Consider the following 15,113-nt stretch of genomic DNA (forward strand, 5'->3'; position numbering starts at 1 on the left):
CCTACTTATTTTTAACGTAATACTGAAATTTGAATTTGTCCCTGATTCGTTAACTCATTTTCTGCAACATCTACGGCAGAGGATAATGGCGTCAACATCATGTAATGTGCTAAAGGTGGTAATTTTAAAACACCTTGGATTGATGCGTGTTGTAATAGAGTAGAAGGATACGATTTACTCTTGAAACCGCTCACCCCCTCTAAAATACACCCTTTATCATCTAAAAAAATAACTAAAGGCCAATAATATAAAGGTCTTTCATTACTAGCAGCGAATGACATAAGTTTTAAATGTTGAATTGAAGGATCAAGCTTTATCAACTCATACTCAAACTTTTCTTTAAGAGGTTTTCTTGGCCACAAATTTACTTCTTTATTTATACTGAGCTTTTTAATTGATTTATTATAATTTTTAATAAAACATTTATCCTGTTCAAAAGTTGCTTCTAAATCTTGAGAAGATAAACGTATATACGTCGGCGCTAATACCACTGCCGAATCTGTATCTTGAGTATGGCGATTAAAAAGCTGATCCAATGTTGATCGACTTAGACCTTTTTTCCGTTCTATTGACTCAGTTCTGCCTAATCCATCTGGCACGATATAAAAACGTTTTTTTCCTTCTAAATTAAACTCTTGGTCTTCTAGATATTCACTATTTACATATTCTATGCCATCAATAGTAGTAAATTTAGACTTATCTTGTGAAGAAGTTGGCTCAGGAGAAGCCTGTGAGGTACTTTTGATCGGAGGTGGAATTAAAAGTAATTGTTTCTGCCATTCATTATAAGACGCCGTTTGAAGTTTTACATTTTCAATAGGTGTTTTTAATTCATGACTATTTGCTGAAGTAGGCTGAGTATTTTGGACTTTTTGCGGTGCAGTCGGTGCAGTCGGTGCAGTCGGTGCAGTCGGTGCAGTCGGTGCAGTCGGTGCAGTATTTAATTTGTTTTGTGTTGATTGCTCCATTTTTTTTGGTGCATCTATAGTTTTTTCTTTAGAAACTTTTTGAGCTGGATCAATTATAATTTTATTCGGTAGATTTTGAGATTGTATTTCCACTCTAGGAGGTAGCTGTCTTTTTTGATCAACTTTTTTACTCGGTACAATCATAGGACGCCCATCTGGACCTATAATCGTGTAAAAACCATCTGCATAAGATCCAGAAACACTTACCATCGCAACAGATAAAATTGAGATAGCAAGTTTAGGGCGGAACATCCATTTATATTGTCTTACCATTTTGTTCTATAACTCAAACCAAGCACTGTAACTTTAGTATTCGTTTTTACATCTAAACCCGCATAAGGATTTAATAAAATATTATCAACACCACATTTATTCGATAAAGTACTTGTACACGCGGGTATGTTATCGCGACTGCGTAAGAAACCAACTGAAAGATCCAAATCTGTATCTGCATCAAAACGATAACCTAATCCTAAACCAAATAATTGTGCATTATTAATTGGGACCATGGTATTACGTTTGTCATTAGGAATAGCACTGGCACGGGGCTCATAACCAGCTCGTAATTTTAAACGATCCGTTGCTGAATACTCTAAACCAATACCCCAACTCCATGGTGAAGTAAATTTTAAAGGTAATGCTAAAGAGTTATCAGTCACATCATTAGATAATAATTTTGCAACTTTGAGTAATGAGATCTGACGATCAAACTCAAATTTAAATTTATCCCATGCCGAATAATCTGTCCAACCAACATCAAAATTCACTTGTAAGTCTGGCAAGATCTTATACTTAATACCTGCCTGAAAATGTGCAGGGTACTCTAGATCCATTGCAACTAAACCTGATTCAATATCAGGTACATAACCAGGCAAACCTAAAATTCTAGCTAAAATTTGACCTGTAGCAGATGAATTCAATCCCTTAATCAATTCTTGTGGTGCTTTAGCGTTATCAATCAAGTATTTGCCTTTCATACGCATCTTGGCTGAACTTTGATAAACCATACCGAAGCCAAAATCGTCTGTCGGTTCCCACAATAAGCCCAAGTTATAACTTGGACTTAAAGACTGCTCCAATGAAACTTGTAAAGCTCCCATTTTATTAAATGGGTTCATTCCTTCCTGAGCATTACACATACCAAATAATAATAAGTCGGTAATCATGTCATTGTTATTCTTAAATGGTGCGCAAACCACTTCATCAACCATACGCAATACACCAAGCATCTCATTTGGAAAGCGAAGATCAGTTTTCAATGCTAGTGCGTTATAAGACATACCAATTGAGGCACCAATTGATAAGTGATCATTTACTTGAAAACCAAAAGATGGGGATAAATAGGTGATTCGCTCTACTGCAACTTGCTGCCCCATATAGTTACCAGCATTTCCATTTTCTGCTCCAAAACCAGCAACCAATGGTGCATATATCGCTGTTGCATAAGTTACTTTTGAGCCAGGTGGTTTGTAGGCAATTCCTGCAGTAGGAGCAACCAGTGGATAACCCTCCCCTAAATCAACCATTTTTTTAAGGATAGGGACATACAAGCTAGCGTATTCAACATCACCACGCACAGGTCCCTTAAAATCTGTACAAATATTAGCAGTAACCTCTGGTCCATCATTACAGACAAGAGGATCATCTGAATAACCAAAAATATTATAGCCAGGGGGGGCTGAAAACTCGCGTTGGATATCAAAATTAGCAAGAATACCCTGTACATCAGTTTGTAGCCCATCAATCTTGGCTAACGCTGCAGGGTTAAAATGAACAGCACTAATACCTGGTGGATCTGCTGTTACAGCATTCCCCATCGATAATGAACGAATATCAACAGCTAGGTTTTGTCCTAATTGAGCATTGGCAAAGCTAGAAAAACCAGAGATCACAATTGCCATTGTTAAAGGACATAATTTAGGATATTTCACCTGCCTATCTCCTTATTTTTATTTTTTGCGCAAACCTAAGATATCTAGCGGGAATGACAAACCAAGTGAAACATCTGGTGCATCCTCTGTTAAACCAAAGCCAACTGTACCGTTAACAATCGTATCAGGTGAAACACGTACCCCCAAAGCAAAAGCCATCACCGCACTACTCTGATCTGGTGACTGATATGATTCACCATTTGCAAACTGAAACTCTGAATTTAAGTTAAAGCTTTGTTGGTAAGACATGGTTAAGGACACATCATAGTTAAAGGAATAGGCAAAACCGAAAGAGAATCCTCCACTGATTCCAGGATCAAAAGATTCTAAAATACGATTACCACGTACCTGATTTAAACCAGTCTCTTTAAAACCATAATTGGCAGATGCTGAAGCAAATAAAACCACCGGATCGATATATTTACGAGTACTTGCTCCTAAACCTACAGAGTAATAACCTTTACCAGTTGAAAGTTCATTTTGAGCAACTTCATATGGACTATCGCCAGTTTTAGTAGAAACGCTACCAAACAAAACTAAAGGTAAGCGTCCTTGTTTCAATGGGAAAGGTTCCCAACGTGCACCTAATGAAATATCCCCTAACCCTGCAGTATCTGAATCACTAGCAATATCAGATTTAGCAACAAGAGGTACAGTCGCTGAAAGTGTTAAATTATCTAAAACACCATATTGAGCTGTAAAACTGTTGGTCAATGTATGCTGAGCATCTTCCCTAATACTCAATCGACTAATACTAGAATTATCATCTCCTAATGCTAAATCTAAAATACTATCGCGGTAATAGGTATAATCGAGATCATAATATGTTGAAATTTCGCCTTTTTTAATTAATGAATATTGTCGTTCATTCGAGGTAAAAACTTCTTGTAAATTGGTCTCTTGGCTCGCATCTCCTTCTTTTTTCTGTAAAGCAGTCGCGGCTTGATTTGCTTCTGGATTAGCTGATGTAGGTTCAGATTCAGTAGTGGTAGATCCATTAGTCGGAGCTAATGCATCTTCTTGCACTGAATTTGATGTTGGCGTTACATCTGATACCGTGGTCGCTTCAGAAACAGCTGTACTATTTTGTACATCTGCTTGTGCAACTTGATCATCTGCATAAAGTGTACCTGTAATAGCACTCATGCTTAATGCCAATACACTCATCTTCATCCATCGATTATTCATATTTCTTCCCACCCAATTTATTTATTTTACTAAATCAAATTTTCATTACTTACGCTTGTAATAAAGACGCATATAAGTTTCTATCGGCTGATTATGATTGGAAGAGTGACTATCATTATCCAGAACCCTTCGCATTGTTGAGGCTTTATTTGCTAAACGATCATAATTAAACGTTGGATATTGCACATCCACAAAGGCATAACGGTTAACAGTTGCATCTTCCACATGACGCATATCAGCATCTTTCAATGTTAATAAGTCTTTACGCTGTGATTCAGGCACAGAAATAACAAATAAAGTATTATTATCCCAAACCTCTTTAAAGCGATTTTCATCAAAGCTGATATTGCCTAAAGCAGGATCAGCTACATAGACTCGTCCATCTTTATAAGCTTTATATACGACAAAATGTTTAAAACCAGCATATGAAATGGGAACAATCGCAGGTTGACCTAATTTAACTAAATCAGAGAACTCTCCTCGATAACCGCCACTATCCAAACCAATAGCAGTTACGAAACGCTTCATATCAAGTAGTGAAAAGCTACGGCGTTCAATAATTCGTTGATACTCACCATACTGAAGTAAACCACTCATTGTTTGTTGTTCAGTTAAGCTTGTACCCACATAACCATTCAACAAAGTTGTAAGTGCAGCTGAACCACAGCTATAGTCATATGCTTGTCGAACAATACCGCGAAATTGATCTTCTATCGCTGGCTTAATCGTTACAGGCTCAATATGATTTCGGCGAAAAGATAAATTACGTGAATCGGCCGTTTCTGTATAATAAACAGTTCCCGGTGGCTTTTTTTCTATTTCGAAGGCTTCTGTCGCAAAGTAATATATCAATGCTGAGCCCAAAGCAATCTCTAACATAAGCACTTGTTCTAAATGGTGGCCAAACCGGCCTTATTCATTTTATTCTTAGAGCAATAGCTCTACATCCCTGTGTGTTGAAGATACCTTTTTTTTTTGAAAAAAACAGCCTTTTTTTAATTTTTTTTGATGAACGTTTAGTTTTATAAAAATAGAGAGACTTTTATGCTTAATTTAAGTTGATTTTTAAATTAATAGATTGTTTTTATCAATTAAAATATATTTTTATATAACAAAATTAGATGAGTTAATAAATTAAAAAAGCGCGTATTAAACGCGCTTTTTTACTAAAGCTTTTAAATTAGTGACCAGAAATTGTAATTGTAGAAGTACCAACATTAATACCTTGGATTTCCACATCACCAATTGAAGCAGCAGTATTTGAACCTAAACGAATACCCTGTGCATAGACATTCATGCCTTGAGCACTATTATTTTGAATTTTTAAGCCAGTCGGTACAACAGAAATATCTGCATTCACATCTAAGTTACCAGTTGTATTACCAGCACCACGGACCATAACTTTATCCAAGAAGATTTTACCACCGCCAGCGGCATCGTTAATACCTAGGTTAGATAGAGTTAAACCACCTTGTAAACTTGAATTTACTTTAATCATTGCACCTTGTGGCGTAGCACCTAATTGAACATTAGCTGAAATAGCGCCTAAAGATAAATCCAAACCAGAAAGAATTTCAGTTGGAGCAGCTTCTGTAATACCACGTACAGCAGTAGTTTCATTTAAAGTACCAGAACTACCAACACCAATAGAACCAACTTTTACATTAACTGCCCCTACATTTGCAGCAACGTTTAAAAACGCGCCATTTGTAGCAGATGCACCAACGCTATCAATTTTAAGATCCAATAGATTCTGTGTCGTATCTACCTGCGTAAGGGTTATCGCTTTACCGCCAGTTGCCGTTGTACCTGTGATTGTAATTGCACCTGCAGTTGCTGCAGCACCAGTAATACCAGTAGCAGGATCCAAACCATCATTGTCATGAATAAATAATTTATCGATAGAAATACCGCCAGTACCTAAAGCGATACCGATATTAATACCATCTTGACCAGTAGCAGCACTAAGCGCAGCATCGTCCATTGACTGCATTGCCATTGCATTTGCACTGATAGCTAAAGAAGAAACTAAAGCAAGTTTAGTAAACATTTTCATTGAGCACTCTCCCAAGAGCATTTATTTTTTGACTTAACCACTCTATTGTCTCAAGTTGCATTTTTCTTTATATGGCAACCGAAACTTCCAGTCCTTGAGTAGTTTTGCTTAGCAATTACTAAATTACATCTACGTTAATTTTTGTTCAACTAGTGTTGTGCATTTTTTGCCAATTACCCGACAAACGGTACACTCAAGTTTTTCTACACAAACCTTGCTAAAAACAATAAATTCTCAGTTAAAATTTCGTTCATTTTATCAGCAAAAAGTTTAGTACTTAAAAGACTTTCTCCTGATGAAGTACAACTTATAGTAAACTAACTACTCTCTCATTAAACACTCTTTTATTTAAAAATGTCTCAGTTAAAGAAAAAAATCTCTTTATATAGTAAAAATGCTGCCGATATTTTAAAAAAATTAGATGGTTTAACTGGGCTTATTTATTTAAATGACAACAACAACCCAACTATTGGATTTCTTCCGCAAGATTATATTATTATTCAAAATGAAAATTATTTAGAATTTGAGCGCCAAAATTTTAACGAATATAAAAATAGATCAAAATCAAATCAACTTTTAAATTTCATTCAATTTAAAGAAAATAATTTAAGTAAAGATATTAAATCAACAACAAGTTTTATAGGTGGTTATATTGGTTTTATCAGCTATGATTTCAGTGCGCATCAATTTATTAATGGGCAAAATCATATACAACCTTCTTTATTCCTAGGTCAATATCGATCTTTTTTAAAATATATAGATAATGATTGGTATTTTTTTAGTGATGAAGAAAATGCAATTGATCTATTCTCATATATTGAAAATAAAATAGAGAATTTTGGTTCCAATAACTCTAAAAATACATTTGAATTAAAAACCACTATTCAACCAAGATGGTCTAAAAAACAATATTTCGATGCTTTCTATAAAATACAAGAATATATTAAGGCTGGAGATTGCTATCAAATTAATTTAACCCAAGAGTTTAAAGCTAAATTTTCAGGATCCTTATTAAATAAAGCTAAAGATTTATGGCAACTTACAAATGCTCCATATGCAGGTTATTTAAAATTAGATGATTTTGAATTATTAAGTTGCTCTCCCGAGCTTTTCATCGAGTTCAATCAAAATAAACAAATTAAAACTAGACCTATTAAAGGCACAATGCCTCGCTATGAAAATGCAGAAAAAGATTTTATTTCTAAACAAACCTTAAAAAACTCTCAAAAAGACCAAGCAGAAAACGTGATGATTGTCGATTTATTACGTAATGATTTGAGCATTTATGCCAATACAGGATCTGTAAAAACAACAAAATTATTCGAGATTGAAAGTTTTAATCAAGTACATCACATGGTAAGCGAGATCGTTGCGACTCTTAAAGATGATATTAATCCTATGCAAATGCTGCTCTCTGCCTTACCAGGAGGTTCAATCACAGGAGCTCCCAAAATTCGGGCAATGCAGATCATTGAAGAGCTAGAGGAAGCTTCAAGAGGTGCATATTGCGGGACATTGGGTTACTTCAATTTTGATGGAACTGGTCGCTGGAATATTCTCATCCGTAGTTTTCAACAATATCAGAATCAGCTCTCTTTATGGGCAGGTGGTGGTATTACGATTGCATCAAATGCAGAAGCAGAATATCAAGAAAGTCTTGATAAAGTCTCTGCTATGCTGAACTTAATGAACAGCACAGCAGAGTAAAATTTAGAGAATATCTTCTTTTAATGTATGTACTAAACGCTCATTTTGCTCATCAGTTCCTACAGTAATTCGCAAGAATTGATTAATACGAGGCTTATTGAAATAGCGCACAATAATGCCCTGCTCACGTAATTGCTGTGCAAGCTGACCTGCATCATGCGATGGATGTGAAGCAAAAATAAAGTTTGCTTTAGAAGGTAAAACTTTAAAGCCCAAAGCAGTTAATTCATCTACTAACTTTTCACGACTAGAAATAACTTTTTGACATTGTTCTTCAAAATAAGTTTGATCTTCAAAAGAGGCTACCGCTGCTGCAATTGCAAAACGATCAATAGGATATGAGTTAAAGCTATTTTTGACAGCTTCAAGTGCAGCAATTAAATGAGACTGAGCAATCGCGAAGCCAACGCGTAAACCCGCAAGAGAGCGAGATTTTGAAGTTGTTTGGCACACAACCAGATTCTCATAGCGATTTACTAAACTCACCGCTGATTCTGCACCAAAATCAACATAAGCCTCATCAATGACAACCACTCGATCTGGATTAGCTTTTAAAATTTGTTCGATTTCTGCTAAGCCTAGTGCAATACTTGTTGGAGCATTAGGGTTTGTAATAATAACCCCACCATTTGGTTGCACATAATCTTTAACTTCTATCTCAAAATTATCATTGAGTGGGATTTCTTTAGTCTTTGTACCAAAAAACTGACTATAAACTGGATAAAAGCTATAAGTGATATCTGGATAAAGAATTGGTTCATCTTGAAGAAAAAATGCTTTAAAAATATGAGCAAGTACTTCATCTGAGCCATTACCAACAAAAACTTGCGAAACTTCAATATCTTGTTGCTTAGCAATCGCATGTTTTAATGCCGTAGCATCTGGGTCTGGATATAAACGCAATGCATCAGCCTGATGAGTTAAAACAGCTTGAACTGCTTCAACTACTTTTGGTGATGGCGGATATGGATTTTCATTTGTATTGAGCTTCAATAAATTCTGAATTTTAGGCTGTTCACCAGGAACATACGGCTCTAACTCACGAACTTCTGGACTCCAAAAGCGCATTTGTGCTGTAGATAAAGTCATGGTCTTATCTCAAAAAAGGGCTGAAAACCAGCCCTGAGTAATAATTAAAAAACTACAAGGTTTATAAGCTTATTGATAACGATAGCGAGCTGAGCGTGCATGGGCATCTAAGTTCTCTTGAACAGCCAATATATCTGCTGTCTTAGCTAACGATTTGACTCCATCTTTCGAACACATAATTAAGCTCGAACGTTTTTGGAAATCATAAACACCTAATGGAGAAGAAAAACGAGCAGTTCCAGAGGTCGGTAATACATGGTTTGGGCCTGCACAATAGTCACCAATTGCTTCAGGTGTATAGCGCCCCATGAAAATTGCTCCAGCATGGCGAATATCTTCACTCATAGCCTCGGCATCATCTAAGCAAAGTTCCAAATGTTCTGGTGCAACTTGATTAATCAAATCAATTGCTTCTGCACGGTCCTTTACTAATACCAAAGCACCACGGTTTTCAATCGAAGTTCTCGCAATGTCTGCCTTTGGCAATTCATTTAAATGCTTTTCAATTGCCAACTCTACCGCATTAAGCAAAGCTTCATCAGGAGTAATGAAAATAGCTTGAGCAACTGTGTCATGTTCAGCCTGAGATAAAACATCCATAGCTAACCAATCTGCATTATTTTCACCTTCTGCATATACTAAAATTTCAGAAGGTCCAGCAATCATATCAATACCAACCTGACCAAATACAGCGCGTTTGGCAGCCGCCACAAAACGATTTCCAGGGCCAGTAATTTTATCTACAGGTGGAATAGTCTGAGTACCATAAGCAAGAGCTGCTACAGCTTGAGCTCCCCCAATAGTGAATACTCGACTCACTCCTGCAAGGTAAGCCGCAGCTAGAACCAATGGATTTAATTCACCGTTTGGTGCAGGAACAACCATAATAATTTCAGGTACACCAGCAACATGGGCTGGCACTGCATTCATTAAAACTGAAGACGGATAAGAGGCTAAACCACCTGGTACATAAATACCCACACGGTCTAGAGGTGTGACTTTTTGTCCTAATGTATTACCCAAATCATCTATATAAGTCCAGCTCTCTTGTTTCTGAGCTTCATGAAATGAACGAATACGCTTTGCTGCTAACTCTAGAGCATCACGAATTTCTGGGCTTAAATTATCAAAAGCAGTTTTAAGTTGTTGTTGAGATAATTCTAAATCTGAAAATTGATGCGCAGGATGTCTATCGAACTGTTGAGTAAGCTTCAAAACATGATCATCACCATGCTGACGAACATCAGCAATAATTTGATCTACTGTTTGCACTAAATTAAGATCATTTACAGTTTCAAATGCTAAAAGCTCAGCAAAAACCTGTTTGAAGTTCTGATCTTGAGTCGATAAACGTCGCATCAATTTACCCACAAGGCGAAAAAGAAAAACCAAGTTTACTCTTTTTCTAAGCGCTTGTGGGCATCATCTGAAGCAACTATCACAAAAGCATGATGGGAAATTGCTTTTAACGTGATTGAACAGCTTGCTCAAGCTGTGAAATGATTGGATTTAATAGAGTTTGCTTACGTTTAAAACTAGCTTTATTTACAATTAAACGTGAAGAAACTTTGCAAATTTCCTCTAATGGCTCAAGACCATTCGCTCTTAGCGTATTACCAGTGTCGACCACATCGACAATGTAATCACCCAAACCCACCAAAGGCGCTAACTCCATAGAACCATAGAGTTTGATCACATCGACTTGCTCACCTAAGCTTGCATAATACTGACGTGTAAGATTGACGTATTTCGTGGCAATTTTTAAACGGCCTTTTGGACGTTCCATTCCCACTTTACCAGCAGTCATTAATTTACACTTAGCGATTTTCAGGTCAAGTAGCTCATATACATGCTGAGCGCCATGTTCCATCAACACATCTTTGCCTGCTACACCTAAATCTGCTGCGCCATTTTCTACATAGGTAGGCACATCAGATGCACGTAAAATCAAAATACGTACTTGCTTATGCGTAGTAGGAAAAATCAGTTTGCGGGACTTTTCCGGATCTTCGAGCAAATTAATACCCGCTGTAGCTAGTAAAGGTAACGTCTCTTTTAAGATACGTCCTTTACTGAGTGCCAAGGTCAAACCATGATCAAAATTGCCCATCACATCAAAATTAGGATCATCGTTTCTTACATCATTCATTAACTTACTCGCTTAATTTTGGCACCTAAACCTTGAAGTTTCTCTTCGACATGCTCATAACCACGGTCAATATGGTAGATACGGTCAATTAAGGTATCTCCTTCTGCCACTAAAGCTGCCAAAACTAGAGAGAACGAAGCACGCAAATCTGTTGCCATTACAGGTGCAGCCTGTAAAGTTTCTACTCCAGTCACGACAGCATCATGACCTTCAACCTGAATATTAGCACCCATGCGTGACAATTCAGGAACATGCATAAAACGATTTTCAAAAATCGTTTCAGAGATAGTTGCAAATCCACGACCAATAGCATTTACAGCCATAAGCTGAGCTTGCATATCTGTTGGAAACTCTGGATGTGGCAAAGTTCTAAAACTTACAGCTTTAGGGCGTTTGCCTAACATATCAAGTTCGATCCAGTCATCACCACGAGTGACTTCGGCACCCATTTCTTCAAACTTATCCAAAACAGATTCAAGTAATGCAGGGTCGGTATGTGTAGTTTTGACACGACCGCCCGTAATTGCCGCAGCAGCCAAATAAGATCCCGTTTCGATACGATCAGCTACCACAGCATATTCACAGCCATGCAAACTTTCTACTCCAGTTACAACAAGAGTATCAGTATCAAGTCCTTCAATCTTAGCGCCCATTTTAATGAGCATTTGAGCAAGGTCAGTGATCTCAGGCTCACGAGCTGCATTACGAATAGTCGTAACACCATCAGCTAGTGCAGCAGCCATCAAGATGTTTTCAGTACCGCCAACGGTAACCATATCAAAAACAACTTCGCCACCTTTTAAACGACCTTCAACTGAAGCATGGACATAACCATTTTCAACTTCAATATGTGCACCTAAAGCTTCTAAAGCTTTTAAATGTTGATCAACTGGACGTGATCCAATTGCACAACCACCTGGTAAAGAAACTTTCGCATTACCGTAACGCGCTAATAATGGTCCTAAAACCAAAATTGAGGCACGCATTGTTTTTACTAGCTCATAAGGAGCAAACTGATTATCTAAAGTAGAGGTATCAGCTTTTACTGTGTCATTTTCATAGCCGATTGTAACCCCTAAACCACCAATCAACTTGACCAAAGTATTTACGTCTTTAAGATTTGGAACATTAGTGATCGTAATTGGAGAGTCTGCAAGAATAGTTGCAGCAAGTAATGGTAAAGCTGCATTTTTAGCACCAGAAATGCGCACTTCCCCGTCGAGCTTAACACCACCCGTAATTAAAAATTTATCCATTAATATTTAAGCTCCGAAAAGGCTTGCTTTACGCCATTCATCTTTGGTCATTGCACGAATTGTTACCGCGTGAACTTCGCCACTTGCAATATAAGTATTTAATGGTGCATAAACTAATTGTTGGCGAGCAACAGTACGCTTACCGTCAAATTGATCATCCACAATACGGAGGTCAAATTTTCCGGCCTGTCCGCTCACCGCTACTTCCGCTTCAGGGAAAGCTTCTTTTAAAATTTGAGTGAGCTGTTCACTATTCATTGCAAAGACCTCTGACACAACCTAAGGTGTAAAACGAAGTATTTTACTATAACTTTTTCAAAGAATTCAGTACGTGTTTATATTTTATCAATAAAAAAGAGGCTATGTTTCAAGCCTCTTTCAATTATATAAAACTTATTAAATAGAAACAGCAACTTGCGAATAAGTGCACTGCATTTTCCGATATTTTAATAATTGTTTTTTTAATTTTTCAGTTAGTTTTTTAATTGAAGTATACATATCATCAGCAGTTGCCTGAGCAAACAACTCAATTCCCGGCAATCTTACAATAGCCTCTGCAACATGGTTCGAACTACCTTTATGAGAGCGCTTATCAATTTGATGATCTTTTGTTAATTTAATCTGCATACTATTCACCTGATCTAAGTGTTTTGTTAACTGATTAAATTTTGATTTAATATTTTCTTCTATAGCTGGTGTAATTGCTAAATGATGTCCACGAATCGTTATTTGCATAATTCTATCCCTCACCTTTTTTAGGTTATCTAAAGAAGAACTAAAACGATTTAATGCTATCAAAAAGAAAACTTAGAACAATTAAACCATTTTAGTTACTCTCTTGGTGAAAATGAAATTTCATTATTTCGTCATAATGAATCTCTAGAATAGCCATACTTCAAAATTCAGATCAAGACTTTTCTTTCAGACGACGAAGGAATATGTAACGATTCTCGATATTTTGCAACCGTTCTTCGAGCCACTTCAATTCCCTCATCCTTTAACAATGTAGCAATTACATTATCTGACAAAGGCTTACGTGGATTTTCGTTGGCGACTAGTTTCTTAATCATTGCCCGAATTGCGGTGGAAGATGCCTCTCCCCCTGCTGTTGTTCCTACATGGCTAGAGAAAAAATATTTCAACTCAAATAGACCACGAGGCGTAAGCATATATTTATTTGTAGTTACACGAGAAACTGTAGATTCATGCAATTCGACTTCTTCTGCCACGTCTCGAAGAACTAGCGGCTTCATCGCTTCCGGGCCTATTTCCAAAAAAGCTTTTTGATGCTCTACGATACAAGAAGCTACTTTTAATAACGTTTTATGCCTTTCATCAATACTTTTGATAAAGTTTTTCGCCTCAAGCATTTGGTTACGTAAATATAAATTATCCTCACTCTGATCTGCTCTACGAATCATACTAGAGTAAAAAGAATTAATTCTTAATTTAGGAAGTACATCTGGGTTTAGCTGAACCTGCCAATGTAAATCTTTTTTTGAAACCACTACATCGGGAATTTGATAATCAGATTCTTGCTTATCAAAATCCATACCAGGATAAGGTTTTAACGTTTTTAAAAGATTGATTGCAAATTTTAATTGGTCTTTCGTTAAACCAGTTTGTTTGAGCAATTTATTAAGATCATTGGCTATCAAAAGCTCATAATACTGCAATAGATTTTTTGCTTCGTTTAGATATTCAACATCTTTCGGTAGAAATTCGAGCTGTACCTTTAAACATTCCGCTAAATTACGTGAACCAATCCCTAAAGGATCAAGTCGTTGAATGTGTTTTAAAACAACTAAAACCTCATCTTCTTCGATCTCTTCCTCAATATCCATTTCATTCAATAATTGTTGTGCCGCTAAAATTATTTCTTCAATTTCAGCATCTAAAAATCCCTTATCATCTAATGCATCAACAATACAATAAGCAATTAATTGATCTATTTTAGAAAAATGCAAAAGGTTAACTTGTTCTAGAATATGTTCCTTTAGCGACAATTGAACTTGGCGATTATCTTCTCGCTCTTCAAATTCTGGAGTAGCCAAAGCTGTTGATTGATGGGTATAAACATCATCCCACTCTGTATCAACAGGTAAATCATCAGGTAAATGATCTGCATTTAGCTCAGTCGTTAAGTCATCCGATTCTTTATTTTCTAATGCAGCCAGACTCTCCGTTAGTGATTCTTCTTCTATTTTTTCAAGTAAAGGATTACTATCTAGTTGAATCTGAATTTCCTGTTCAAGCTCTAAACTAGAGAGTTGTAACAAACGAATCGCCTGCTGCAATTGAGGTGTTAACGATAGAGAATTCGCTACTTTCAATCCAACAGATAATTTCATATATTTCATTTTCCATAAAACAAGCAAAAATCATGCCTATTCAATATTTATAACATATAGTCTCCATTTGTCATACATATCCAACTGAAATTTGCAGAAGAAAAAAGAGATTTTTCCAATTATAAAAATAATCTTATTAAATTAATTCTATCAAACATAGTTCTCAAATAAAGTCAGACGCGAAATCTTGTTATAAAAAGTTAATTAGGAGGAGGTAGTTCTCTTTTAATTTTGTTTAATTGATTACCCTTCGATTGTATAGTTTTTCTATTAAATTTAAAAACTCAAGTCATAGTTTAATTTTATGTTTATTTCCCACACATATATTTTTTCTGCCCCAATAAAAAACACCCCCATTCATTAGAACGGGGGTGTTTAGAATAATGAGCTGGCGATGACTTACTCTCACATGGGTAAC

Annotated in this window: 13 protein-coding genes; 1 reads left to right on the plus strand and 12 read right to left on the minus strand. The window is 36.3% G+C overall.

Annotation, left to right across the window (positions count from 1 at the left end; all coding sequences use genetic code 11):
* Nucleotides 1-11: 11 nt before the first annotated feature.
* The 5 genes from filE to filA form a co-directional block, all read right to left on the minus strand.
* Entirely contained in the window at nucleotides 12-1,241 is a 1,230-nt protein-coding gene (gene filE / locus ACTJJG_RS10185; protein WP_440608936.1) for a putative pilus assembly protein FilE, read from the minus strand.
* Complete coding sequence (filD, locus tag ACTJJG_RS10190; RefSeq protein ID WP_032007207.1) at nucleotides 1,235-2,899, minus strand: putative pilus system OmpP1/FadL family transporter FilD; 1,665 nt, start codon at nucleotides 2,897-2,899, stop codon at nucleotides 1,235-1,237. The genes filE and filD overlap by 7 nt, the downstream gene beginning before the upstream one ends.
* Nucleotides 2,900-2,917: 18 nt before the next feature.
* Nucleotides 2,918-4,087 carry a putative pilus system protein FilC gene (filC, locus tag ACTJJG_RS10195; protein ID WP_005071236.1) on the minus strand — a complete coding sequence of 390 codons (1,170 nt, stop codon included), beginning with the start codon at nucleotides 4,085-4,087 and terminating at the stop codon, nucleotides 2,918-2,920.
* Between the two features lie 45 nt (nucleotides 4,088-4,132).
* Nucleotides 4,133-4,966, minus strand: coding sequence for a putative pilus system C39 family peptidase FilB (gene filB / locus ACTJJG_RS10200; RefSeq protein WP_002115878.1), 834 nt, complete (start codon nucleotides 4,964-4,966; stop codon nucleotides 4,133-4,135).
* Nucleotides 4,967-5,267: 301 nt separating this feature from the next.
* Nucleotides 5,268-6,143 (minus strand): putative pilus system protein FilA, encoded by an 876-nt coding sequence (gene filA / locus ACTJJG_RS10205; protein ID WP_017481236.1) that lies wholly within the window; start codon nucleotides 6,141-6,143, stop codon nucleotides 5,268-5,270.
* 354 nt (nucleotides 6,144-6,497) lie between these two features.
* On the opposite strand from filA, the gene ACTJJG_RS10210 reads away from it, so the two are divergent.
* Nucleotides 6,498-7,850, plus strand: a complete 1,353-nt coding sequence (locus ACTJJG_RS10210) for an anthranilate synthase component I family protein (protein ID WP_017385832.1) — start codon at nucleotides 6,498-6,500, stop codon at nucleotides 7,848-7,850.
* Between the two features lie 3 nt (nucleotides 7,851-7,853).
* Here the strand turns inward: ACTJJG_RS10210 and hisC are convergent, their stop codons facing one another.
* The 7 genes from hisC to ACTJJG_RS10245 all read right to left on the minus strand — a co-directional run bounded on the left by hisC (nucleotide 7,854) and on the right by ACTJJG_RS10245 (nucleotide 14,695).
* The gene (gene hisC / locus ACTJJG_RS10215; RefSeq protein WP_017481235.1) at nucleotides 7,854-8,939 is read right to left on the minus strand and encodes a histidinol-phosphate transaminase; all 1,086 of its coding nucleotides are present in this window, start codon (nucleotides 8,937-8,939) and stop codon (nucleotides 7,854-7,856) included.
* A 69-nt stretch (nucleotides 8,940-9,008) separates the two neighbouring features.
* Complete coding sequence (gene hisD, locus ACTJJG_RS10220; RefSeq protein WP_017481234.1) at nucleotides 9,009-10,298, minus strand: histidinol dehydrogenase; 1,290 nt, start codon at nucleotides 10,296-10,298, stop codon at nucleotides 9,009-9,011.
* A 106-nt stretch (nucleotides 10,299-10,404) separates the two neighbouring features.
* Nucleotides 10,405-11,088 carry an ATP phosphoribosyltransferase gene (gene hisG / locus ACTJJG_RS10225; protein ID WP_005071248.1) on the minus strand — a complete coding sequence of 228 codons (684 nt, stop codon included), beginning with the start codon at nucleotides 11,086-11,088 and terminating at the stop codon, nucleotides 10,405-10,407.
* Nucleotides 11,088-12,344, minus strand: coding sequence for a UDP-N-acetylglucosamine 1-carboxyvinyltransferase (murA, locus tag ACTJJG_RS10230; RefSeq protein WP_002115380.1), 1,257 nt, complete (start codon nucleotides 12,342-12,344; stop codon nucleotides 11,088-11,090). The genes hisG and murA overlap by 1 nt, the downstream gene beginning before the upstream one ends.
* 6 nt (nucleotides 12,345-12,350) lie before the next feature.
* Nucleotides 12,351-12,602, minus strand: a complete 252-nt coding sequence (ibaG, locus tag ACTJJG_RS10235) for a BolA family iron metabolism protein IbaG (RefSeq protein ID WP_002115399.1) — start codon at nucleotides 12,600-12,602, stop codon at nucleotides 12,351-12,353.
* A 138-nt stretch (nucleotides 12,603-12,740) separates the two neighbouring features.
* Nucleotides 12,741-13,079: a ribosome hibernation-promoting factor, HPF/YfiA family gene (gene hpf / locus ACTJJG_RS10240; RefSeq protein ID WP_005071251.1), complete on the minus strand. Its 339-nt coding sequence runs from the start codon at nucleotides 13,077-13,079 to the stop codon at nucleotides 12,741-12,743.
* A gap of 167 nt (nucleotides 13,080-13,246) precedes the next feature.
* Nucleotides 13,247-14,695: an RNA polymerase factor sigma-54 gene (locus ACTJJG_RS10245; protein WP_017481232.1), complete on the minus strand. Its 1,449-nt coding sequence runs from the start codon at nucleotides 14,693-14,695 to the stop codon at nucleotides 13,247-13,249.
* Nucleotides 14,696-15,113: the final 418 nt, after the last annotated feature.

It is taken from the genome of Acinetobacter sp. 22512 (genome assembly GCF_052044755.1).
Classification (GTDB): domain Bacteria; phylum Pseudomonadota; class Gammaproteobacteria; order Pseudomonadales; family Moraxellaceae; genus Acinetobacter; species Acinetobacter pittii.

Coding starts and splice junctions, on each gene's coding strand:
- hpf (WP_005071251.1), bottom strand. CDS start 13,079: ATGCAAATAACGATTCGTGGACATCATTTAGCAATTACACCAGCTATA.
- filC (WP_005071236.1), bottom strand. CDS start 4,087: ATGAATAATCGATGGATGAAGATGAGTGTATTGGCATTAAGCATGAGT.
- hisC (WP_017481235.1), bottom strand. CDS start 8,939: ATGACTTTATCTACAGCACAAATGCGCTTTTGGAGTCCAGAAGTTCGT.
- murA (WP_002115380.1), bottom strand. CDS start 12,344: ATGGATAAATTTTTAATTACGGGTGGTGTTAAGCTCGACGGGGAAGTG.
- ibaG (WP_002115399.1), bottom strand. CDS start 12,602: ATGAATAGTGAACAGCTCACTCAAATTTTAAAAGAAGCTTTCCCTGAA.
- filB (WP_002115878.1), bottom strand. CDS start 4,966: ATGTTAGAGATTGCTTTGGGCTCAGCATTGATATATTACTTTGCGACA.
- filA (WP_017481236.1), bottom strand. CDS start 6,143: ATGAAAATGTTTACTAAACTTGCTTTAGTTTCTTCTTTAGCTATCAGT.
- ACTJJG_RS10210 (WP_017385832.1), top strand. CDS start 6,498: ATGTCTCAGTTAAAGAAAAAAATCTCTTTATATAGTAAAAATGCTGCC.
- ACTJJG_RS10245 (WP_017481232.1), bottom strand. CDS start 14,695: ATGAAATTATCTGTTGGATTGAAAGTAGCGAATTCTCTATCGTTAACA.
- filE (WP_440608936.1), bottom strand. CDS start 1,241: ATGGTAAGACAATATAAATGGATGTTCCGCCCTAAACTTGCTATCTCA.
- hisG (WP_005071248.1), bottom strand. CDS start 11,088: ATGAATGATGTAAGAAACGATGATCCTAATTTTGATGTGATGGGCAAT.
- hisD (WP_017481234.1), bottom strand. CDS start 10,298: ATGCGACGTTTATCGACTCAAGATCAGAACTTCAAACAGGTTTTTGCT.